This window comes from Erwinia sp. GW821-FHT03D09 (genome assembly GCF_059420805.1).
In genome coordinates this window covers 1-20647 of sequence record NZ_JBWKUK010000017.1, presented here as the reverse complement: position 1 = coordinate 20647, position 20647 = coordinate 1, and the positions used below count along the sequence as shown (strand labels likewise).

Annotated in this window: 19 protein-coding genes and 1 pseudogene; 6 read left to right on the top strand and 14 right to left on the bottom strand. The window is 53.0% G+C overall.

From position 1 onward, the window contains the following. Nucleotides 1–142: 142 nt before the first annotated feature. From AC07U6_RS16875 to xseB, 4 genes and pseudogenes are all read right to left on the bottom strand, one after another. Nucleotides 143–355, bottom strand: a pseudogene (locus tag AC07U6_RS16875) (aldo/keto reductase); the annotation flags it as partial. Nucleotides 356–432: 77 nt separating this feature from the next. Beyond that, a complete protein-coding gene (gene dxs / locus AC07U6_RS16870; protein ID WP_494761748.1) occupies nucleotides 433–2298 on the bottom strand; it encodes a 1-deoxy-D-xylulose-5-phosphate synthase in 1866 nt (621 codons plus the stop codon). 16 nt (nucleotides 2299–2314) lie between these two features. Then, a complete protein-coding gene (gene ispA / locus AC07U6_RS16865) occupies nucleotides 2315–3214 on the bottom strand; it encodes a (2E,6E)-farnesyl diphosphate synthase (protein WP_494761749.1) in 900 nt (299 codons plus the stop codon). Then, on the bottom strand, nucleotides 3214–3456 hold the full coding sequence (xseB, locus tag AC07U6_RS16860) for an exodeoxyribonuclease VII small subunit (protein ID WP_494761750.1): 243 nt from the start codon (nucleotides 3454–3456) through the stop codon (nucleotides 3214–3216). The genes ispA and xseB overlap by 1 nt, the downstream gene beginning before the upstream one ends. A 299-nt stretch (nucleotides 3457–3755) precedes the next feature. Between xseB and thiI the strand changes: the two genes are divergently transcribed. Then, nucleotides 3756–5204, top strand: a complete 1449-nt coding sequence (thiI, locus tag AC07U6_RS16855) for a tRNA uracil 4-sulfurtransferase ThiI (RefSeq protein ID WP_494761751.1) — start codon at nucleotides 3756–3758, stop codon at nucleotides 5202–5204. A 181-nt stretch (nucleotides 5205–5385) separates the two neighbouring features. Here the strand turns inward: thiI and yajL are convergent, their stop codons facing one another. Together yajL and panE are read right to left on the bottom strand one after the other, a co-directional pair. Beyond that, on the bottom strand, nucleotides 5386–5982 hold the full coding sequence (yajL, locus tag AC07U6_RS16850) for a protein deglycase YajL (protein ID WP_494761752.1): 597 nt from the start codon (nucleotides 5980–5982) through the stop codon (nucleotides 5386–5388). Further along, nucleotides 5936–6856, bottom strand: coding sequence for a 2-dehydropantoate 2-reductase (gene panE / locus AC07U6_RS16845; RefSeq protein ID WP_494761753.1), 921 nt, complete (start codon nucleotides 6854–6856; stop codon nucleotides 5936–5938). The genes yajL and panE overlap by 47 nt, the downstream gene beginning before the upstream one ends. Before the next feature lie 138 nt (nucleotides 6857–6994). Here panE and AC07U6_RS16840 point away from each other — a divergent pair, with 138 nt between their 5' ends. Further along, complete coding sequence (locus AC07U6_RS16840) at nucleotides 6995–7486, top strand: YajQ family cyclic di-GMP-binding protein (RefSeq protein ID WP_105590788.1); 492 nt, start codon at nucleotides 6995–6997, stop codon at nucleotides 7484–7486. 207 nt (nucleotides 7487–7693) lie between these two features. Here the strand turns inward: AC07U6_RS16840 and AC07U6_RS16835 are convergent, their stop codons facing one another. The 8 genes from AC07U6_RS16835 to AC07U6_RS16800 all read right to left on the bottom strand — a co-directional run bounded on the left by AC07U6_RS16835 (nucleotide 7694) and on the right by AC07U6_RS16800 (nucleotide 16596). Continuing rightward, entirely contained in the window at nucleotides 7694–9061 is a 1368-nt protein-coding gene (locus AC07U6_RS16835) for an MFS transporter (protein ID WP_494761754.1), read from the bottom strand. Nucleotides 9062–9189: 128 nt separating this feature from the next. Beyond that, on the bottom strand, nucleotides 9190–10077 hold the full coding sequence (gene cyoE, locus AC07U6_RS16830) for a heme o synthase (protein WP_494761755.1): 888 nt from the start codon (nucleotides 10075–10077) through the stop codon (nucleotides 9190–9192). A gap of 13 nt (nucleotides 10078–10090) precedes the next feature. Beyond that, complete coding sequence (locus AC07U6_RS16825) at nucleotides 10091–10423, bottom strand: cytochrome o ubiquinol oxidase subunit IV (protein ID WP_494761756.1); 333 nt, start codon at nucleotides 10421–10423, stop codon at nucleotides 10091–10093. Beyond that, the gene (locus tag AC07U6_RS16820) at nucleotides 10423–11040 is read right to left on the bottom strand and encodes a cytochrome o ubiquinol oxidase subunit III (RefSeq protein ID WP_494761757.1); all 618 of its coding nucleotides are present in this window, start codon (nucleotides 11038–11040) and stop codon (nucleotides 10423–10425) included. The genes AC07U6_RS16825 and AC07U6_RS16820 overlap by 1 nt, the downstream gene beginning before the upstream one ends. Next, entirely contained in the window at nucleotides 11030–13021 is a 1992-nt protein-coding gene (gene cyoB / locus AC07U6_RS16815; protein WP_494761758.1) for a cytochrome o ubiquinol oxidase subunit I, read from the bottom strand. Before cyoB ends, AC07U6_RS16820 begins: the two co-directional genes overlap by 11 nt. Before the next feature lie 4 nt (nucleotides 13022–13025). Next, nucleotides 13026–13955, bottom strand: a complete 930-nt coding sequence (cyoA, locus tag AC07U6_RS16810) for a cytochrome o ubiquinol oxidase subunit II (protein ID WP_494761759.1) — start codon at nucleotides 13953–13955, stop codon at nucleotides 13026–13028. Between the two features lie 532 nt (nucleotides 13956–14487). Further along, nucleotides 14488–15972, bottom strand: a complete 1485-nt coding sequence (ampG, locus tag AC07U6_RS16805; protein ID WP_494761760.1) for a muropeptide MFS transporter AmpG — start codon at nucleotides 15970–15972, stop codon at nucleotides 14488–14490. 45 nt (nucleotides 15973–16017) lie between these two features. Further along, complete coding sequence (locus AC07U6_RS16800) at nucleotides 16018–16596, bottom strand: lipoprotein (protein WP_105590796.1); 579 nt, start codon at nucleotides 16594–16596, stop codon at nucleotides 16018–16020. Nucleotides 16597–16884: 288 nt separating this feature from the next. Between AC07U6_RS16800 and bolA the strand changes: the two genes are divergently transcribed. The 4 genes from bolA to clpX form a co-directional block, all read left to right on the top strand. Then, nucleotides 16885–17199: a transcriptional regulator BolA gene (bolA, locus tag AC07U6_RS16795; RefSeq protein ID WP_105590797.1), complete on the top strand. Its 315-nt coding sequence runs from the start codon at nucleotides 16885–16887 to the stop codon at nucleotides 17197–17199. Nucleotides 17200–17538: 339 nt separating this feature from the next. Next, nucleotides 17539–18843: a trigger factor gene (gene tig, locus AC07U6_RS16790; protein ID WP_494761761.1), complete on the top strand. Its 1305-nt coding sequence runs from the start codon at nucleotides 17539–17541 to the stop codon at nucleotides 18841–18843. Nucleotides 18844–19203: 360 nt separating this feature from the next. Continuing rightward, nucleotides 19204–19827 (top strand): ATP-dependent Clp endopeptidase proteolytic subunit ClpP, encoded by a 624-nt coding sequence (gene clpP / locus AC07U6_RS16785; RefSeq protein ID WP_494761762.1) that lies wholly within the window; start codon nucleotides 19204–19206, stop codon nucleotides 19825–19827. A 101-nt stretch (nucleotides 19828–19928) separates the two neighbouring features. Continuing rightward, on the top strand, nucleotides 19929–20647 hold a 719-nt coding region (gene clpX, locus AC07U6_RS16780), incomplete at its 3' end, for an ATP-dependent protease ATP-binding subunit ClpX (protein ID WP_494764819.1).

The window sequence follows — 20647 nt, the reverse complement described above, 5'->3', positions numbered from 1 at the left end:
ACGTTTAGCTGGCTTTACCCGCTTACTCGAACCCAACAACCGGGTGCGGCTGATAGACGCTTTCCAGCTCGATAATCTCTTCCTGAGTGAGTTCCACTTCCGTTGCTTTAACCAGGTCGGCCAGCTGTTCACTGCGTGATGCGCCAACAATCTCTTCGCTGCTGCCGTCGGAGTAGCTATTCGCGGTATCAAAGAAATTAATTCCGGCTTCCAGCGCCTGTTTGATTAACGGACGGCTGCTCTCTTCCGGCAGCGTCCAGGCATGCTTGCCGCGATCGGGTTCACCATAGGTCATGCAGCCCAGGCACAGGCGTGAAACGGTCAGGTCGGTGTTCGCTAACTGAATGGTTTTCATGAAGACTCCTGCTATTTATCGTCGCGTAAGCATAGCAGGTGAGGAGCTCCCCCGAAGGGCGGGGGAGCACAGGATGTTTACTGCTGCAGCCATCCGGTAATTTGCTGCTGGAGCCCGGCGGCATCCAGCTGGAAGTCGGTGCGGATCTCTTCCTGAGTGCCCTGCGGAATAAACACGTCCGGCAGGCCAAGGTTCAGTACCGGCACCGGTTTGCGCTTCGCCATCAGTAGTTCATTCACACCGCTGCCTGCGCCGCCTTTAATCGCGCCTTCTTCCAGCGTAATCAGGGCATCGTGACTTGCGGCCAGCTCCAGAATCAGCGCCTCATCCAGCGGTTTAACAAAGCGCATATCCACCAGGGTAGCGTTCAGCGCTTCTGCCGCGGCGGCGGCTTCCGGCAACAGGGTACCGAAGTTAAGAATGGCCAGCTTCTCGCCCTCGCGCTTCACAACGCCTTTACCCAGCGGCAGCGAAGCCAGCGGCTCGATGGTGGCACCGGTTCCGGTTCCACGCGGGTAGCGCACCGCACTCGGACCATCCTGATAGTGATAGCCGGTGTAGAGCATCTGGCGGCACTCGTTCTCATCGCTTGGCGTCATGATCACCAGGTTTGGGATGCAGCGCATAAAGGCGATATCGAAAGCACCCTGATGCGTCTGGCCGTCGGCACCGACGATGCCGCCGCGATCGATGGCAAACAGCACCGGAAGCTTCTGAATGGCCACATCATGGATCAGCTGATCGTAAGCGCGCTGGAGGAACGTCGAGTAGATCGCTACGATCGGCTTGTAGCCTCCAATAGCCAGACCGGCGGCGAAGGTCACCGCGTGCTGTTCGGCAATGGCCACATCGAAATACTGTTTCGGGTAGTCGCGTGAGAAGGTCACCATGCCCGAACCTTCGCGCATCGCCGGTGTTACCGCCATCAGTTTTTCATCCTGAGCCGCGGTTTCACACAGCCACTGGCCGAAGATTTTTGAATAAGATGGCAGTCCTTCGGCGCTTTTCGGCAGCAGGCCGCTGGCCGGATCGAACTTCGGTACAGCGTGCCAGGTTATCGGGTCCTGCTCGGCAGGCGCGTAGCCTTTGCCCTTTTTGGTCATGATGTGCAGGAACTGCGGTCCCTTCAGTGCGCGCATATTACGCAGCGTCTGCACCAGTGCCAGCACGTCGTGGCCGTCTACCGGACCAATATAGTTAAAGCCCAGTTCTTCGAACAGCGTACCGGGAACCACCATGCCCTTCAGGTGTTCTTCGGTACGTTTCACCAGCTCTTTAATCGGTGGCAGGCCGGTCAGGACTTTTTTGCCGCCTTCACGCAGTCGCGCGTAGGTTTTACCGGAGAGCAGCTGCGCCAGGCGGTTATTCAGCGCGCCAACGTTTTCAGAAATCGACATCTCGTTGTCGTTAAGGATCACCAGCAGGTCGGCTTTGATATCGCCTGCATGGTTCATCGCTTCAAACGCCATACCGGCAGTGATCGCACCATCGCCAATAATGCAGGCGGTACTGCGATCCTTGCCTTCTTTACCGGCGGCAACGGCCATGCCCAGTCCGGCGCTGATAGAGGTTGAAGAGTGGCCGACGTTCAGCACGTCGTATTCACTTTCATCACGCCACGGGAACGGATGTAGCCCGTTTTTTTGGCGGATTGTCCCGATGCGATCGCGGCGCCCGGTAAGGATTTTATGCGGATAGGCCTGATGGCCAACGTCCCATACCAGATGATCGAATGGCGTGTTGTAGACGTAGTGTAACGCAACGGTCAGTTCTACGACGCCCAGCCCCGAAGCAAAGTGGCCGCTGGAGCGGCTCACGCTGTCGAGCAGATACTGGCGCAGCTCATCACAGAGTTTTGGCAGGCTCTCTTTCGGTAGCAAACGTAATTCTTGCACCGTTTCTGCCAGCGCCAGCGTCGGGTATTTTCCAGGTTCAAAACTCATCAGTGACTCATTATGGCTATTTATCGCGTTCAATTATGAAGCCGGCCAGCGCCCGTAATGGGGTCGTATTATAGGATTGCGCAGCCAGCGTTTCTAATGCGCTGAGAGACTCCTGATAGAGATCCCATGCTTTTGTCCGTGCTCCCTCCAGCCCCAACAGCGCCGGGTAAGTGCTTTTGCCCAGTTGCTGATCGGCTCCCTGCTGTTTGCCGAGCACGGCGGTATCACCTATCACATCCAGAATATCGTCCTGAACCTGGAATGCCAGTCCAATAGCACTGGCGTAACGATCGAGTGCAGGCAGAACGTTACGGCCCCTTTCTCCTGCGGCCAGTGCGCCAAGGCGCACGGCAGAACGGATCAGCACGCCGGTTTTATGGCGGTGAATCTTTTCCAGTGCGGTTAAATCAACCTGCTGACCTTCTGCCGCCAAATCCAGGGCCTGGCCGCCGCACATTCCCGCTACGCCGCTGGCCCGGGCCAGTTCTGAAAGCATGGCAATGCGGAACTCCGCCGCAACGCCGGGCATCGGGGCATCCGCCAGGATCGAGAAGGCCAGCGTTTGCAGGGCATCGCCTGCCAGAATTGCCGTGTCTTCACCGAATTTAATATGGCAGGTCGGTTGCCCACGACGCAGGCTGTCGTCATCCATGGCGGGTAAATCGTCGTGAATCAGGGAATAGGCATGAATGCATTCAACGGCCGCTGCAGGCGCATCCAGCGCGCTGTCATCGGCGTGCAGCATTTGCCCGGTGGCATAAACCAGGAAAGGACGCAGCCTTTTCCCTCCTAATAATGCGCCATATTCTATGGCATTGACTAGCGGAGTGCTCTGAAAAGGTAGCTCGGCAATATAACGCTGCAGTGCGGCATTCACGCGCTGATAGTGCACATGCTGTAATGCGATGAAATCCATCAGTCATTTTCCGGAATAAAAGGCGTCAGATCGGCGTTCTTATCGTCGTTCAAAAGAATCTGCACCCGCTGTTCGGCCTGCTGTAGCGTTTGCTGCCCGGCACGCGCCAGCTGCACGCCGCGCTCGAACTCGCTCAGCGCCTCTTCCAGCGGAAGGTTGCCGCTTTCAAGGCGGGTGACGATCTGTTCCAGCTGCTGCAGTGAACTTTCAAAACTGGCAGGCTGTTCGGATTTTTTCGGCATGTTTGATCCTGACTTGTTATCTTTATCAGCGGATAATGACGTATGGTATCCGACTCGAAATGATTCGCAAAATATACCCGTCATCTTTCCACTGACAATGACGTGATATTTGCACTCGTACAGAATAATCTTACGGATGAGCGGCAGACTGACAGCAGATGAAGAAGTACCCATCGGGCAAATGATGATATACTGCTGCGCCTGAATGCAAAGGCTATGAGCCATTTTGCAAGACCCTGATTTTACCAGCTAAGTGCCTTTCGTTTCAGCACTTAATTGCCTAGCGAATCCATGCCACCATGAAGTTTATCATTAAGTTATTCCCAGAAATCACCATCAAAAGCCAGTCCGTGCGCCTGCGTTTTATCAAAATCCTCACCGGAAACATTCGCAATGTGCTTAAACACTACGATGAAAATCTTGCCGTAGTACGCCACTGGGACCATATCGAAGTGCGCGCGCGCGATGAGAGTCAGCGGCCAACGATTATCGCTGAGCTGACGCGTATTCCGGGTATTCACCATATTCTGGAAGTTGAAGACCGTCCTTACACCGATGTGCACAACATCTTCGAGCAGACGCTTGAACTGACCCGCGAGCGCATCGAAGGGAAATCCTTCTGCGTACGCGTCAAGCGCCGCGGTAAACACGAATTCAGCTCCCAGGACGTTGAGCGTTACGTTGGCGGCGGCCTGAACCAGCATGTGGCTTCCGCCCGCGTTCAGCTCAATCGCCCGGATGTGACGGTTAACCTGGAGATTGAGGATGACCGCCTGCTGCTGGTAACCGGCCGTTTTGAAGGTATCGGTGGTTTCCCGATCGGAACACAGGAAGACGTGCTGTCACTGATCTCCGGTGGGTTCGACTCTGGGGTTTCCAGCTATATGCTGATGCGCCGCGGCTGCCGTGTTCACTACTGTTTCTTCAACCTGGGCGGTGCTGCTCATGAGATTGGCGTGCGGCAGGTGGCCCACTATCTGTGGAAACGCTACGGTAGCTCGCATCGCGTTCGCTTTGTTGCTATCAACTTTGAACCGGTGGTCGGTGAGATCCTGGAAAAAGTGGATGATGGCCAGATGGGCGTAGTGCTGAAGCGCATGATGGTGCGAGCGGCGTCGAAAGTAGCCGAACGCTACGGCGTGCAGGCGCTGGTCACCGGTGAAGCGCTGGGGCAGGTCTCCAGCCAGACTCTCACCAACCTGCGCTTAATTGATAACGCCAGCGATACCCTGATCCTGCGTCCGCTGATTTCGCACGATAAAGAGCACATCATTAATCTGGCACGTGAAATCGGGACGGAAGACTTTGCCCGCACCATGCCGGAATACTGTGGTGTGATCTCGAAAAGCCCGACGGTGAAAGCCGTAAAGGCGAAAATTGAAGCGGAAGAGCAGAACTTCGATTTCGCGATCCTCGACCGCATGGTGGAAGAGGCGACCAACGTCGATATCCGCCAGATCGCCGAGAAAACTCAGGAAGAAGTGGTGGAAGTGGAAACCGTGGCCTCGTTCGGCGTGAATGACGCGGTGCTGGATATCCGCTCCAACGACGAACAGGATGCGCGCCCGCTTGAGGTTGACGGTGTTGAAGTGAAATCCCTGCCGTTTTACAAGCTGGGCACTCAGTTTGGCGATCTCGACCAGTCTAAAACCTGGCTGCTGTACTGCGAGCGCGGCGTGATGAGCCGTCTGCAGGCACTGTACCTGCACGAGCAGGGCTTCACCAACGTTAAGATCTATCGTCCTTAACATACGGGATGGCAGCGCCATGTTGCCATTTCCCATCCGTTCAGCTGCGGATATCAAGACACCTCAGTAGAGGCCCGGATATCCGCGCTGAAAGGAAATCACGCTCGTTAGCGTTAATAACGCTTAATGGACGTACTTTTCCAGCCTTATCGTCAGCTACTCGGTAATACGTTGCCGCTGCTCAATCCTTGTAGTCGTAAATCCCTGCCGCCAGTACCATCTGCTCGCCCACCTCACGCGCTTTGTCTTTACCCACCAGTAAATCAATCAGCTTAAGCGCAAAATCAATGGTGGTACCCGGTGCCTGGCTGGTCAGCAGATTGACGCGACGATCCCAGACTACGCGGCGATCCATCCACTTTCCTTCGGGAATGGTGTCTTTCAGCCCGGGGAAGCCGGTCATATTCCCCACCGGGAACAGATCGTGAGGGATCAGTACGGTGCCCGGGGTGGCGCACATAGCGGCCACGATGCGGCCGGAAAGGTGAAACTGCCGCACGGCCTCGATCAGCAGCGGGCTGTCGCGAAAACACTCGGCGCCTTTCAAGCCGCCGGGCAGGACGATCGCATCGAACTCGTCGTCGGCCACCTGCACCAGCGGCGCATCGGCCAGTAGCCGCACTCCGCGTGAACAAACAATTTCACGATCGCCATTTTCGGCCACGCTGGCGGTGACGACGCGAATGCCCGCGCGCACCAGCAGATCGATGGTGGTAACGGCTTCGGTTTCTTCACTCCCAGGTGCCAGGCAAACCAGCACCGATGCGTTCGCGGTCATAATCTTGTTCCTTACGCTTAATAAATTCAAAAAGACGGTTGTTCTCCGGCGTTGACAGCCCCTGCGTGCGGGCCCGGCGGATCACGTAGCCGTTGATATAGTCGATCTCAGTCCGCCGCTGGGCGCGGATATCCTGCAGCATCGAAGAGGTATTACCGGCCGTGCTGTGGATCACATCCATGACGTAATCGATCAGCCATTCACGAGAGATATGCTGCCCTTCGCGTTCCATCACGGTGGCGACTTCGTTACTCAGTACGTCAATTTCTTCACGGTGCTCTGCCAGTTCACCGTTGGTGCAATCATAGAAAACGGTGAGCGGATTAATCACACAGTTAACCGCCAGCTTCTGCCAGGCCGCAGAGGCAACATTATTATGCCAGGCGACATCCGGCAGCGCGGCGTGCAGGGTTTCCGCCAGATCGCTCATCGCCTCAGCGGCAGGAGAAATTGGCCCGACATGGGTGATCCCTGCGGCAACGTGGACGATCACCGTCCCATCGTGCCTGGCCGCATGAGTGGTAACGCCGCGCAGCAATGGCTGACGCAGCGTTTTCAGTTCATCAAGTGTGCCCATGCCGTTGTGCAGCAGCAGCACCGGGCAGTTTTCCGGCAGGATAAACTGCAGGTTCTTCACGGCTTCAGATACCTGCCAGGCTTTTAGCGTGACCAGCAGGAGATCGCTTTTCGCGAGAAAGGTCGGATCGTTAGCGATCAACGTTTTATTGATCGGGGAGCCGTGTAAATCGATCACGTTTACTGAGCAGTAGGGTTGTGGAACCCTTAACCAGCCCTGAACTTCATGCCCCTGATGTTCAAGGGCAGCAAGCCAGATCTGCCCTAAAGCTCCGCATCCAAGTACGGTAATTTTCATTGTTCCTCCCCGCGGCGGGGTGAGTTAAACAGTTTACCCGCGCATCTGGTGATTATTATAGCTTTCAGCGTCCGCAGTTTTATTTACCCGTGGCAAGCAGGTATTATGCCTGTCACTTTAGTCTCAGGAGAATAGATCATGCCATCTTTCGATATCGTTTCCGAAATTGACATGCAGGAAGTGCGTAATGCCGTTGAAAACGCCAACCGCGAAATCGCCACCCGCTTTGATTTCCGTAACGTGCAGGCCAGCTTCGAGCTGAACGAAAAAAACGAATCCATCAAGGTTGCCAGCGAGTCAGATTTCCAGGTGAAACAGCTGCTGGATATCCTGCGAGAAAAACTACTGAAGCGCGGTATTGAAAATGCGGCGCTGGACGTGCCGGAAGAGATCGAGCACAGCGGTAAAAACTGGAGCGTCGATGCCAAAATGAAAAAAGGTATTGAGAGCGACGTGGCGAAAAAGCTGGTTAAGCTGATTAAAGACAGCAAGCTGAAAGTGCAAACTCAGATTCAGGGCGATGAAGTGCGAGTTACAGGCAAATCTCGCGATGATCTGCAGGGCGCAATGGCGCTGGTGCGTAAGGGAGAGCTGGGTCAGCCGTTCCAGTTCAAAAACTTCCGCGACTGATTTACACGCCGTTTGATTACGGCGTGATGCCTCTGGCGGCTGTGCTCAGTAAGAGGGCCGTCAGGGGAAATGACATACCGGCCCCGGTCGTGGGGCCGGTTTGCGTGCACAGATTCTTATGTTATTCCGCACTTGTAGCGGCAGGCTGCCCTGGAGTTTGGCACCGACCGAGGTCAGGGCGGAGCATTTGCGGTATTTAGAAGCGGTTTATGCCGCTGAAGCAATCAGCTTTTCAAGCGTGGCGCGGCTGGTGACCTTGCTGTCGATTTTGACGTAGGCACTCTGCTCTTCCGGCACGATAAATACCGCCGTTACGCCAGGTTCCGTTTTCAGCTTCTGCTCCAGTTCATTTTTATCTAATGTACAGGCGTCCAGCGTAATACGCAGGCTGCTGACGTAAGGCGGTTCCTGCATGGTGATACTGACCAACAGCCATACGGCGGCGATGACGGCACCTACCACAAAGACGCTTTGCGCATCGAAGTGGCCGAACACCCATCCCCCCATGCTGCCCCCGATCGCCACGCCAATAAATTGACTGGTGGAATAAAGACCCATCGCGGTGCCTTTATAGCCGGGTGGCGACTCTTTACTGACCAATGAAGGTAGAATAGCTTCCATCAGATTAAAACCGACAAAGAACAGCTGCACGCCGATAACCAGCGTCCAGAAATGGCCGCCAGCCAGCCAGAGAACAACTTCCGCCACCAGCATCAGCATTACGCAGAAGATAAACACGCGCTTCATCCGGCGCTTCACTTCGGCATAAATGATAAAGGGCACCACGCTGATGAAGGCGATAAGCATCGTCGCCAGGTACACTTTCCAGTGCTCGGCGGCCGGTAAGCCCGCGCGTTCAAACTGGCCCGGTAGCGCAACGAAGCTGGACATCAGTAGAATGTGCAGGCAGAGAATGCCGAAATTCAGTTTTACCAGACGGCTGTTTGCCAGCACATCGCGGAAGCTGCCTTTTACCATGCCCGATTCGCGGTTGAGCACGTGATTAGACGCGGAAGGCACGACAAGCAGAGTGATAACAATACCGCAGGTTGCCAGCACGGCGATCATCCAAAACAACGCATGCAGGCCAAACGCATTGGTAATAATCGGCCCCAGTACCATGGCGATAGCGAAGGTAATGCCAAAGCTGATGCCGATAAAGGCCATTGCTTTGGTTCGGTTCTGTTCGCGTGTTAAATCGGAGAGCAGCGCCATCACCGCTGCGGCGATTGCACCGGAGCCCTGTAGCGCACGGCCAAGGATCACGCCCCAAATAGAGGTGGTTAATGCGGCAATCACGCTGCCAAGAACAAAAATAAGTAGTCCGCCGACGATTAGCGGCTTGCGGCCAATACGATCGGAAAGCAGACCAAAGGGGATCTGGAATACGGCCTGGGCTAAACCGTAAATGCCAATAGCCAGTCCGATTAATGCTTCGCTGGCTCCCTGTAAAGCCATGCCGTAAGTGGTGAGGACCGGTAACACCATAAACATTCCCAGCATTCGCAGGGAAAAAACCGTCCCCAGGCCCCAGGTAGCACGAAGCTCGACCGGGGTCATTTTATTATCGTTCATTACTACCTCATACATTTAGTGCGCATAGTTTATGTGTGAGGGGAGGGCGGGTAAAACATTACTTGCGAAGAAGTCGTAACAAAAAGAAAGGGCGCGAAATCGCGCCCTTTATCATGATGTAGCTTTGCTTACCAGACGTAAGTCAGCAGATCTTTCGAGGCCGGGGTCATAAAATCGACTGACATCATCACGCTCAGCGCAGTAATGGCAACGATTGAGAACACGAACAGTTTACGAGCCCAAACGCGGTCGTTTGAGGTTTTGTAACCCGAAAGTGCCATGCCCAGCCACCAGACGCTAACCGCCGCGGCCACCACCAGATATTTATATCCGGCATAGCCACCCAGCGTCAGCATCAGTGTGGCAATCATAAACGCCAGGATATACAGCGTAATATGGTTTTTTGCCACGGAGATGCCTTTTACCACCGGCAGTACCGGAATGTTGGCCGCCTGGTAATCTTTAAAGCGGAAGATAGCAATCGCATAAGAATGCGGCATCTGCCACAGGCTAAAGATAGCCAGCAGGATCAACGCGCCGGTGTCAAACTGATTGGAAACCGCACAGTAGCCGATCACCGGAGGTGCCGCACCGGACAGGCTGCCAATCAGGGTGCCGTAGACGGAGTTGCGTTTCATGTACAGGCTGTAAACGCCGACATAAACCACGAAACCCATCACCGCCAGCCACATGGCCAGCGGATTTGCTCCGAAATACAGCATCGCAAAGCCAGCAATACCTAAAACGGTCGCATAAACCAGGCTCAGTTTCGGAGAGATGAGGCCTTTGACCATCACTCGATTCTTGGTTCTCTCCATCTTTTTGTCGATGTCGCGGTCGATGTAGTTGTTATAAACACAACCCGATGCCACCACCAGCGAAACGCCGACAAGGGTGAAGAGAAACAGGGTGTAATCAATGCTGCCTTTAGAAGCCAGCAGGAATCCCCCAATAACAGAAATTAAATTCCCGAAAATAATCCCTGGTTTTGTTACTTGCAGGTATCGCTTAATCATCACAGTAGCTCTGTTAGTGGGTCATCATGTTGTAGTTGAGGTTCCACATGATCCAGAGAGAGCCGACAACAACAATCAGGATGATGATCGCCGCAAAGACGATAGCAACCATATTCCAGCCGCCCTCGGACTTGCTGTCAAGGTGCAAGAAGTACACCAGGTGAACCAGCAGCTGAACAACCGCACACACCAGAACCACAGTCAGCGTAACCGCTTTAGAAGCACCGCCGTCCATAACCATCCAGAACGGGATACCGGTCAGAATGATCGACAGGATAAAGCCGATCATATATGACTTCACGCTACTGTGTGACGTGCTGCCATGTTCGTTTACAGAATGACTCATTACATGGCCCCCATCAGATAAACAATGGTGAATACGCAGATCCAAACCACATCCAGGAAGTGCCAGAACAGGCTCAGGCACATAATACGCGCGCGGTTAGTATCGTTCAGGCCACGTTTGGCAACCTGGAACATTAGCACCAGCATCCAAATCAGGCCAGAGGTAACGTGCAGACCGTGGGTACCAACCAGCGTGAAGAACGCAGAGAGGAAGCCACTACGATCCGGGCCGAAGCCCTCTTTGATCAGGTGATGGAATTCATAAATTTCCATTCCGATGAAGCCCAGACCGAACAGGAAGGTCATGGATAACCAACCGAGTACGGCACCTTTCTGACCTTTGTTCATGTTGATGACTGCAAAACCGTAGGTAATGGAGCTCAACAGAAGCAGGGCGGTTTCAACCAGTACGAACGACAGCTCAAAGATATCTTTGCCTGCCGGGCCACCGGCGGTGTTGTTAACCATCACACCATACGTCGCAAACAGGGTTGCGAAGATGATGCAGTCACTCATCAAGTAGATCCAGAAGCCAAAGATCTTATTGGCTCCAGCATCGTGATGCCCATGGTCCCCATGGGCGTCGTGGTGGTGTTTAGTCAGAGTTTCAGTTGACATTTTTCAGACCTGCTTTGCTAATTTCGTCAAAGTGCTGATTCTCGATTTTTTCGATCTCGGCAACAGGAACGTAGTAATCCACGTCTTCGTCAAAGCTCTTCACAATCCAGGAAACGATCATGCCCAGGAAGGACAGGCCCAACAGCCACCAGATGTGCCAGATTGCTGCAAAACCGAAGATGGTAGCGAACAGAGCAATGATGATACCGGCGCCGCTGTTTTTCGGCATATGAATTTCTTCATAGCGCGTCGGCTGTTTATACGCTTCACCTTTTTCCTTCATTTCCCAGAACGCATCGCGCTCGTGAACGTGAGGGACAACGGCAAAGTTATAGAACGGCGGAGGTGAAGAGGTTGCCCACTCCAGGGTACGTGCGCCCCACGGGTCACCGGTCAGGTCACGGTTCTGTTCACGGTCACGAACGGAAACGTAGAACTGGGTCACCTGGCAGATAACACCACAGGCAATCAGAGCAGCACCGACTGCAGCTACAACCAGCAGCGTGTGGAACTGAGGATCGATATCCTGGCTAATACGGCGGGTCATACCCATGAAGCCCAGTGCGTACAGCGGCATAAAGGCAACAAAGAAACCGATAATCCAGAACCAGAATGCACGGATACCCCAGGTTTCATTCAGCGTGAAGCCGAACGCTTTAGGGAACCAGTAGGTCACACCAGCGAAGCAACCGAATACTACACCACCGATAATTACGTTATGGAAGTGAGCAATCAGGAACAGACTGTTGTGCAGAACGAAGTCAGCACCCGGCACGGCCAGCAGAACCCCGGTCATACCACCTACGGAAAAGGTGACCAGGAAGCCAATGGTCCACATCATCGCAGAGTGCATCTGAATGCGCCCCTGATACATGGTGAACAACCAGTTGAAGATTTTAACACCGGTCGGGATGGCGATGATCATCGTCATTATACCGAAGAAGGCGTTAACGTTCGCACCTGCACCCATGGTGAAGAAGTGGTGCAGCCAAACGATGAAGGACAGAATGGTAATAGCTACCGTTGCCCACACCAGAGAGGTATAACCAAACAGACGCTTTTTAGAGAAGGTTGCAACGATTTCGGAGAACACACCAAATACTGGCAGAACCAGGATGTATACTTCCGGATGACCCCAAACCCAAATCAGGTTGACGTACATCATCATGTTGCCGCCCATATCATTGGTAAAGAAGTGGAAACCAAGATAGCGGTCAAGCGTCAGCAGCGCCAGGGTCACGGTCAGAACCGGGAACGCAGCGATGATCAATACGTTAGTACACAGTGAAGCCCAGGTGAACACCGGCATTTTGAACATCGTCATGCCAGGCGCGCGCATTTTCAGGATAGTAACGAAGAAGTTAATACCTGTTAATGTCGTACCAATACCGGATAACTGCAGACTCCATATCCAGTAATCAACCCCGACCCCCGGACTGTACTCCGCACCGGAAAGTGGTGGATAAGCCAGCCAGCCGGTCTGAGCGAATTCACCCACGCCCAGCGACAGGTTAACCAGAACCACACCGACAACGGTGAACCAGAAGCTCAGGTTGTTCAGGAACGGGAAGGCCACGTCGCGTGCGCCGATCTGCAGAGGAACAGCAATGTTCATCAGACCAACAACAAACGGCATCGCTACGAAGAAGATCATGATCACGCCGTGGGCGGTGAAGATCTGGTCGTAGTGGTGCGGTGGCAGGAATCCGGCCTCACCGGCAGAGGCAAGCACCTGCTGGCTACGCATCATTACCGCATCGGCAAAGCCACGCAGCAGCATGACGAAAGCCAGGATGATGTACATGATACCGAGTTTTTTGTGGTCAACAGAAGTCAGCCACTCGCTCCAAAGATAGTTCCACTTACCGAAGTAAGTGATTGCAGCCACAAGCGCCAGGCCACCAAGAATGATGGCTGCTACCGTAACAACGATAATCGGCTCGTGGAGGGGCACTGCATCCAGTGTTAATTTACCTAACATTGTATTATTCCTCGGCTCCCGCGTGAGCGGAATGGCTCATATCCATACCTTCATGCGATGACATGTCCATGCTTCCGCCGTGGTTCATCTGGAACTGATTGATAACATCTAAGAACAGACCAGGTTTCACACTTGAGAAGAATTCAACAGGGTGATTTTCGCTAGGTGCTGCCAGCTTGTTAAAATCATCCATAGTCGCGAGTGTAGAGGTTGACTCTTTCGCTTTTGCTACCCATTGCTCGAAGGTCGCTTCGTCAGGAGTCGCAATCGCTTTAAACTTCATACCAGAGAAACCACGACCACTGAAGTTCGAGGAGATTCCGTTGAAGGTGCCTGGTTCGTTCGCAATCAGGTGAAGTTTCGTCTGCATTCCGGCCATCGAGTAGATCTGGCTACCGAGAGTAGGAATAAAGAAGGAATTCATCACTGAGTTAGACGTGATTTTGAAGTTAACTGGACGATTAGCGGGGAACGCAATCTGGTTGACGGTTGCAATACCCTGTTCCGGGTAGATGAACAGCCATTTCCAGTCGAGCGAAACAACCTCAATCTCAACCGGCTTCTTGTCAGAAACCAGCGGCTTGCTTGGTTCCAGTGCGTGGGTAGATTTCCACGTTAGAATACCAAGGAAAACAATGATTAAGATTGGTACAGTCCAGACAACGGCTTCAACTTTGTTAGAGTGTGACCAGTTTGGGCTGTATTTCGCATTGGTGTTTGATGCCCGATATTTCCAGGCGAACACCACGGCCATTAAGATTGCAGGGATAACGACGATCAACATCAGGCCGAAAGCCGTCAGTATCAGCGAACGTTGCTCCAACGCAATCTGTCCTTTGGGATTTAACAATGCACTATCACAACCACTTAACAAAATGGTGCCTGCGATTAATGACAAAATCCCCAAACTTTTATTGTATTTACTGAGTCTCATTTAACGACCTCAATGACAAGGGCTCTATTGTCGTTTAAGTGTGGCGGCATTTTACGGGAAGGTTTCAGTACTGTAAACCTGCAACAGGTTGTGTCAGCGAGGTGTTGACACCTTTTGCCAAGGCTGTCACATATGTTGCTGGCGGTGACAAAATATTAATGGCAGCAAGGGGTTGGAGGCAATATAACAAAATTCTATGAAAAAAAGTCGAGTCAAATTCCAGACGCTATAACCAGACGGTTATTGATCCAATTATTTAACAAGTTATTATCAATTGTGTGATAATAAACGACATAAAACTAATTACTACCGGGTTTTAATACTCATTATTTAAAAATATTTTGCGTGTAAAACTTTTCCAATCCCGATCAAAAAGCCAAAAAATTTTATTTTTATTCAGCTGGCAGTTGTAGCTGTAATCTGCTAGGTAGAAATAATCCAGGCAGGTGTCATAATTGCCCGGATTATTGTTATTGAATTGTTATGGAAATAATTTCCTTAACAAATAAAATTTATCATCTTAAACGGCGATTTAATCGGCACTGTCGGATAATTTTCGGCCTGCCAAAAAATCGAGTAACGTTCCTGCCACAATGCCTGCCAACATCAGTAAAATGGCCGTTTTTAACAGTCCGGAAACAATACCATCAGGCACGGCTAAATCCGATGCATTTAGTGCCAGTCCGACCAGCCAGAGAATCAACAGCAGAGATCCGAGCACCAGACTGCGCAGTGCCCAGCGGTAAGCTTCAGGAAAAGCGGTGCGCGGTGGGAAGTCTGGATGTTTCTGCGCGTATTCAAGCGTAGAGCGACAGCCCGCCAGCAGCACCAGCCCGGGTAGCGCTGCAACGACCGAGAAAGCATAAAAGGTCGGCCAGCCCCAGCCATCAACAAACCAGCCGGCTACCGGCCCGACATACACCCGGCCAACGGCAGACAGAGCGGAGAGGAGAGCGAACTGCGTTGCCGAAAAGGAACGGTTGCACAGAGTCATCAGCAGGGCGACGAAAGCGGCCGTCCCCATACCGCCGCAGAGGTTTTCTACAGTGACGGCGGCGGCCATACTGTAAAGGTGCTTGTCAGTCACTGACAGTATCCAGTAACCCAGATTGGAAACGGCCTGCAGGATGCCGAACAGCATCAGCGCTCGGAAAAGGCTCAGGCGCTGCATCAGTACACCACCGACCAGTGCACCGATAATTGTTGCCACTAACCCAAGCGTTTTATTCACTAACCCGACATCGCCCGCGTCAAAGCCAACGCCGCGAATCAGAAAGATGGTGGTCAGACTGGCGGCAAAGGCATCACCCAGTTTGTAGAGCACTATCAGCGACAGGAGCAGCCACGCATTGTTGCGATTAAAGAAATCGCGCAGCGGAGCAACGACCGCCTGTTCCAGGGAGCGTGGGGCTTCGGAGGTCAGCGCAGGTTCTTTAGCCAACAGCGTAGCGATAACACCCGGGAGCATCATCAGAGCCATCAGCCACCAGATCGCCTGCCAGCCGAGGTAGCGATCGGCCAGCCATAGCGCCAGCCCACCGGAAACCAGCATCGCCAGCCGGTAACCCAGTACGCTGATTGCAGCACCGTTTCCTCGCTCGGCTGCGCTGAGCACATCGGTTTTCCACGCGTCAAAAACAATATCCTGCGAGGCAGAGCAGAAGGCGATCAGTACAGCCAGCGCTGCCAGCAGTGTCAGATCGCGTGAGGGCTGTAAAAAGCCCATCATGGCGATGCCGACGATCAGCAGTAGTTGGGTAATCAGCAGCCAGCCGCGGCGGCGGCCAAGAAATGGCGGCGTATAGCGATCCATCAGCGGTGACCAGAGAAACTTAAACACGTAGGCCTGGCCGACCAGTGAGAAGAAACCGATGGTTTTGATATCGACATTTTCCACTGCCATCCACGCCTGCAGAGTGCCGGAGGTTAATGCCAGGGGAAGGCCGGATGCGAAACCAAGTAATAAAAGAAGGGCGGAGTTGCGCCGGGTGAAGATGTGCAAATAGTGACTGGGCATACGGACCTTAAAGTCAGGCCCGCTATTCCGGCGGGCCTGCAATGATTAACGAGAGTTTTGCTTGATGAACTCGCTGACCGACGTGTCCTGAGCCATATCGGCAATCACGTCACCCAGTGTTGCGTTAACCGCATTAGTAATTTTTTCGTTACTGGCGTTGAATGCACCTTCCACGCTGTAGACCTGACGATAGTTTTTCACCTGCTTGTTGCCGTTTTTGGCGGTTGCAATGATCGAAATATCGGCCTTGGTGGTAATGCTGTAGCGGACGTTACCCTGAGTCACGTCGGCATAAAGGTTATTCACCACAATCTGCAGATCGACAGCACCGCTTGGGCCAACCATATAGCCACGGGCGGTCATTTGTTTCTCCAGGCTTTCCTGCAGCAGGAAGCGCAGATCGCGGGAAGGAGTCAGCGTGATCAGCTGGCCGTCACGGTTCACTTTTGCCAGTGCCTGGTCGGTACGCTGATCGGCTCCGTTGATACTAATGGTGACGCCCATAAGGCCTGGGTCCTGCTGGGGCAGCTTGATTTTAGGTGAAATATCAAGCGTGTTGCTGCTTGTCGCACAGCCAGCCAGCATAAACATGGCCAGCAGGGGGAACAGTAATTTTTTTAACATGCTTATTTTCTCGGTAACGTGAGTTGTATTGCTGAAAAAACTCTGGCCATCATAACATCGCCTGAAGTCAGGGGAAGCCCTGATAGCGCGCAAATTCATCGCGTTGTCGTATTTTCGGACGACTGAACGCTTCAGGCTTGGACTGCAATCAGGCCTGAGTGTTTCACGTTCAATAAGTAAAAATGTTGGCTGATTTGAAAATTTCGTTAAAGTGCGTCGGGTTTGCATAAAAAACGACTAACATTTAAAGAGATGGGGCGCAGTTCTCTGCAGGAGAGGAGTTCGGGTATGATCCGTGAACAAATAGAAGAAAAGTTACGTACGGCATTTTCACCGGTGCACCTTGAAGTCCATGACGAAAGCTATCGTCACAACGTTCCTGCGGGGGCGGAAAGTCACTTCAAGGTAGTGATCGTCAGTGACAGTTTTATCGACCAGCGTTTCCTGGTGCGGCACCGTGCGATTTACGGCGTGCTGGCTGATGAACTGGCAGGAAGCGTCCATGCGCTGGCGCTGCACAGCTACACGGTGAAAGAGTGGGAAAGCCTGCAGGATACCGTGCCTGCCTCGCCTAACTGCCGGGGGGCCGGAACGCTGGCATAGCAATTTATTACCTTGCGATACCAAACGGCCTCTGGGCCGTTTTTTCGTTTATAGCCGTTGAAAAGCCGCTGCACTCATCAAATTCTTGCGGTTTCATCGCAAAAATGTAAAAAGTAGCGTGCGTCGGGGGAGTGTGCAGCCTCGACTCGCTTAGACGTTGCCGCTATAATGCGGCGTCTATTTTTTCACAGAATGTCTTCGGGACGCTTCTGTTAACAGGGAATGCGGTTCTGGCATCAGAAGCCGTCCCGGTTCTTAGATTCATTCAGTTATTGGTGTTTCCACCGTAGCAGGGTGCATCTGAAGTTGACCGAGCACGTGATTTTTTGAGGTAATAAGATGCAAGCTTCAGTAGAAACAACTCAGGGCCTGGGCCGTCGCGTAACGATTACCGTTCCTAAAGACGTGATCGAAACTGCAGTTAAAAACGAGCTGGTTAGCGTAGCTAAGAAAGTACGTATCGACGGTTTCCGTAAAGGTAAAGTACCGATGACCGTCGTTGCACAGCGTTACGGCGCTTCTGTTCGTCAGGACGTGCTGGGCGATTTGATGCAGCGCAACTTTGTTGACGCGATCATCAAAGAAAAAATCAATCCGGCTGGCGCGCCAAACTACGTGCCGGGCGAGTACAAAATCGGTGAAGACTTCACTTTCTCTGCTGAGTTTGAAGTGTATCCGGAAGTTGAGCTGCAGGGTCTGGAAGCAATCGAAGTTGAAAAACCGGTTGTAGAAGTCACTGACGAAGACGTTGACGCGATGCTGGACACCCTGCGTAAGCAGCAGGCGACCTGGAAAGAAACCGACGCTGCTGCTGGCGCTGAAGATCGTGTAACCATCGATTTCACCGGCTCTGTAGACGGTGAAGAGTTCGAAGGCGGCAAAGCATCTGATTTCGTTCTGGCAATGGGCCAGGGTCGTATGATCCCAGGCTTCGAAGAAGGCGTAGTGGGCCATAAAGCCGGTGAAACCTTCACCATCGACGTTAACTTCCCGGAAGATTACCACGCTGAAAACCTGAAAGGTAAAGCAGCGAAGTTTGAAATCGTGCTGAAGAACGTTGAAGAGCGTGAGCTGCCAGAATTCACCGAAGAGTTCATCAAGCGTTTCGGCGTGGCTGATGGTTCTCTGGCTGGTCTGCGTACCGAAGTGCGTAAGAACATGCAGCGTGAGCTGAAAGGCGCCGTGCGTAACCGCGTGAAGTCTCAGGCTATCGACGGTCTGGTTGCGGCTAACGACATCGACGTTCCTGCTGCCCTGATCGACGGCGAAATTGACGTGCTGAAGCGTCAGGCTGCACAGCGCTTTGGCGGTAACGAGAAGCAGGCTCTGGAGCTGCCTCGTGAACTGTTCGAAGAGCAGGCAAAACGCCGCGTCGTTGTTGGCCTGTTGCTGGGTGAAGTGATTCGTACCCACGAGCTGAAAGCTGACGAAGACCGCGTTAAAGCACTGATCGAAGAAATGGCTTCTGCTTACGAAGATCCGTCAGAAGTTATTGAGTTCTACAGCAAAAATAATGAGCTGATGAACAACATGCGTAACGTTGCGCTGGAAGAGCAGGCTGTTGAAGTCGTGCTTGAAAAAGCGAAAGTGACTGAAAAAGCCACTAACTTCCAGGAACTGATGAACCAGACTGCTCAGGCCTGATTTAACGTTACTGGTTATTCAACGAAAGCCCGCAGCTATTGGCTGCGGGCTTTTGCTATTTAATGAGCCGGAATAGACTGCTTTTACTGATAATTTGTTTATTTATTCCGCAAATTGTCGCCTGAGCCGATATTCCGGGTTAGCAGTTGATAAAAACGTTGTTATGCTTGAAATAGCGGGGCAATATCCCCAGATTGTTATCACTGGCATACGAGTTCATCAGAGTATGCAACGATGCTATCAGGCCGATTGAGCGCCCGGGTAGCTTCGGCGGAAAGGACCGGAATCATAGTGTTCCCGATCGCTCTCAAGTAGAATCGCTGCGGAGTGTGGCCAAATGAAATGTATCAGGAGACGATAATGTCATACAGTGGCGAACGTGAATTAACTGCACCTCAGATGGCTTTAGTGCCGATGGTCGTTGAACAGACCTCTCGTGGAGAGCGCTCTTACGACATCTACTCGCGCCTGCTCAAAGAACGCATCATTTTCCTGACCGGTCAGGTTGAAGACCACATGGCGAACCTGATCGTGGCCCAGATGCTGTTCCTGGAAGCAGAGAACCCGGAAAAAGACATTCACCTGTACATTAACTCTCCTGGTGGCGTCATCACCGCAGGGATGTCGATTTATGACACCATGCAGTTTATTAAACCCGACGTCAGCACTATCTGTATGGGCCAGGCATGTTCTATGGGGGCCTTCCTGTTGACCGCTGGCGCAAAAGGCAAACGTTACTGCCTGCCAAACTCACGCGTGATGATTCACCAGCCGCTGGGCGGCTTCCAGGGCCAGGCTTCTGACATCGATATTCACGCGCGTGAAATTATCAAAACGAAACAGATGATGAATGAACTGATGGCGAAGCACACCGGCCAGAGTGCGGAAACGATTGAGCGTGATACTAACCGCGATCGATTCCTGTCGGCGGGTGAGGCCGTAGAGTACGGATTAGTCGATTCCGTTCTGGCTCAGCGTAACTGATCTGTTTTGCCATGTATCCGTCGCCTCCGCAGGCCAGACACCGTGCTGCCCTGTAGTTGCTGACCCGGTGGGGCAGTGAGGGCGACAATGAGGGGGAGTGAATGACCGATAAACGCAAAGACGGTTCGGGAAAGCTGCTGTACTGCTCTTTCTGCGGCAAAAGCCAGCATGAAGTACGCAAGCTGATCGCCGGCCCGTCAGTGTATATCTGCGATGAGTGCGTTGATTTATGCAACGACATCATCCGCGAAGAGATTAAAGAAGTTGCGCCACACCGCGAGCGTAACTCCTTGCCCACGCCGCACGAGATCCGCCACCACCTGGATGATTACGTCATCGGTCAGGAGCGGGCGAAGAAGGTGCTGTCGGTGGCGGTGTACAACCACTATAAGCGCCTGCGCAACGGCGACACCAGCAACGGTATTGAGCTGGGTAAAAGTAATATCCTGCTGATCGGTCCGACCGGTAGCGGTAAAACCCTGCTGGCCGAAACGCTGGCGCGCCTGCTGGACGTACCGTTCACCATGGCGGATGCCACCACGCTGACCGAAGCTGGCTACGTGGGTGAGGATGTGGAAAACATCATCCAGAAGCTGCTGCAGAAATGCGATTACGACGTGCAGAAAGCGCAGCGCGGGATTGTGTATATCGATGAAATCGACAAAATTTCCCGCAAATCGGACAACCCGTCGATTACCCGCGACGTGTCCGGTGAAGGCGTGCAGCAGGCGCTGCTGAAGCTGATCGAAGGAACGGTTGCCGCCGTGCCTCCGCAGGGTGGCCGTAAGCATCCGCAGCAGGAGTTCCTGCAGGTTGATAC

Excerpts from the sequence above, each read along its gene's own strand:
- dxs (WP_494761748.1), bottom strand. The coding sequence starts at position 2,298 with ATGAGTTTTGAACCTGGAAAATACCCGACGCTGGCGCTGGCAGAAACG.
- ispA (WP_494761749.1), bottom strand. The coding sequence starts at position 3,214 with ATGGATTTCATCGCATTACAGCATGTGCACTATCAGCGCGTGAATGCC.
- xseB (WP_494761750.1), bottom strand. The coding sequence starts at position 3,456 with ATGCCGAAAAAATCCGAACAGCCTGCCAGTTTTGAAAGTTCACTGCAG.
- thiI (WP_494761751.1), top strand. The coding sequence starts at position 3,756 with ATGAAGTTTATCATTAAGTTATTCCCAGAAATCACCATCAAAAGCCAG.
- yajL (WP_494761752.1), bottom strand. The coding sequence starts at position 5,982 with ATGACCGCGAACGCATCGGTGCTGGTTTGCCTGGCACCTGGGAGTGAA.
- panE (WP_494761753.1), bottom strand. The coding sequence starts at position 6,856 with ATGAAAATTACCGTACTTGGATGCGGAGCTTTAGGGCAGATCTGGCTT.
- AC07U6_RS16840 (WP_105590788.1), top strand. The coding sequence starts at position 6,995 with ATGCCATCTTTCGATATCGTTTCCGAAATTGACATGCAGGAAGTGCGT.
- AC07U6_RS16835 (WP_494761754.1), bottom strand. The coding sequence starts at position 9,061 with ATGAACGATAATAAAATGACCCCGGTCGAGCTTCGTGCTACCTGGGGC.
- cyoE (WP_494761755.1), bottom strand. The coding sequence starts at position 10,077 with ATGATTAAGCGATACCTGCAAGTAACAAAACCAGGGATTATTTTCGGG.
- AC07U6_RS16825 (WP_494761756.1), bottom strand. The coding sequence starts at position 10,423 with ATGAGTCATTCTGTAAACGAACATGGCAGCACGTCACACAGTAGCGTG.
- AC07U6_RS16820 (WP_494761757.1), bottom strand. The coding sequence starts at position 11,040 with ATGTCAACTGAAACTCTGACTAAACACCACCACGACGCCCATGGGGAC.
- cyoB (WP_494761758.1), bottom strand. The coding sequence starts at position 13,021 with ATGTTAGGTAAATTAACACTGGATGCAGTGCCCCTCCACGAGCCGATT.
- cyoA (WP_494761759.1), bottom strand. The coding sequence starts at position 13,955 with ATGAGACTCAGTAAATACAATAAAAGTTTGGGGATTTTGTCATTAATC.
- ampG (WP_494761760.1), bottom strand. The coding sequence starts at position 15,972 with ATGCCCAGTCACTATTTGCACATCTTCACCCGGCGCAACTCCGCCCTT.
- AC07U6_RS16800 (WP_105590796.1), bottom strand. The coding sequence starts at position 16,596 with ATGTTAAAAAAATTACTGTTCCCCCTGCTGGCCATGTTTATGCTGGCT.
- bolA (WP_105590797.1), top strand. The coding sequence starts at position 16,885 with ATGATCCGTGAACAAATAGAAGAAAAGTTACGTACGGCATTTTCACCG.
- tig (WP_494761761.1), top strand. The coding sequence starts at position 17,539 with ATGCAAGCTTCAGTAGAAACAACTCAGGGCCTGGGCCGTCGCGTAACG.
- clpP (WP_494761762.1), top strand. The coding sequence starts at position 19,204 with ATGTCATACAGTGGCGAACGTGAATTAACTGCACCTCAGATGGCTTTA.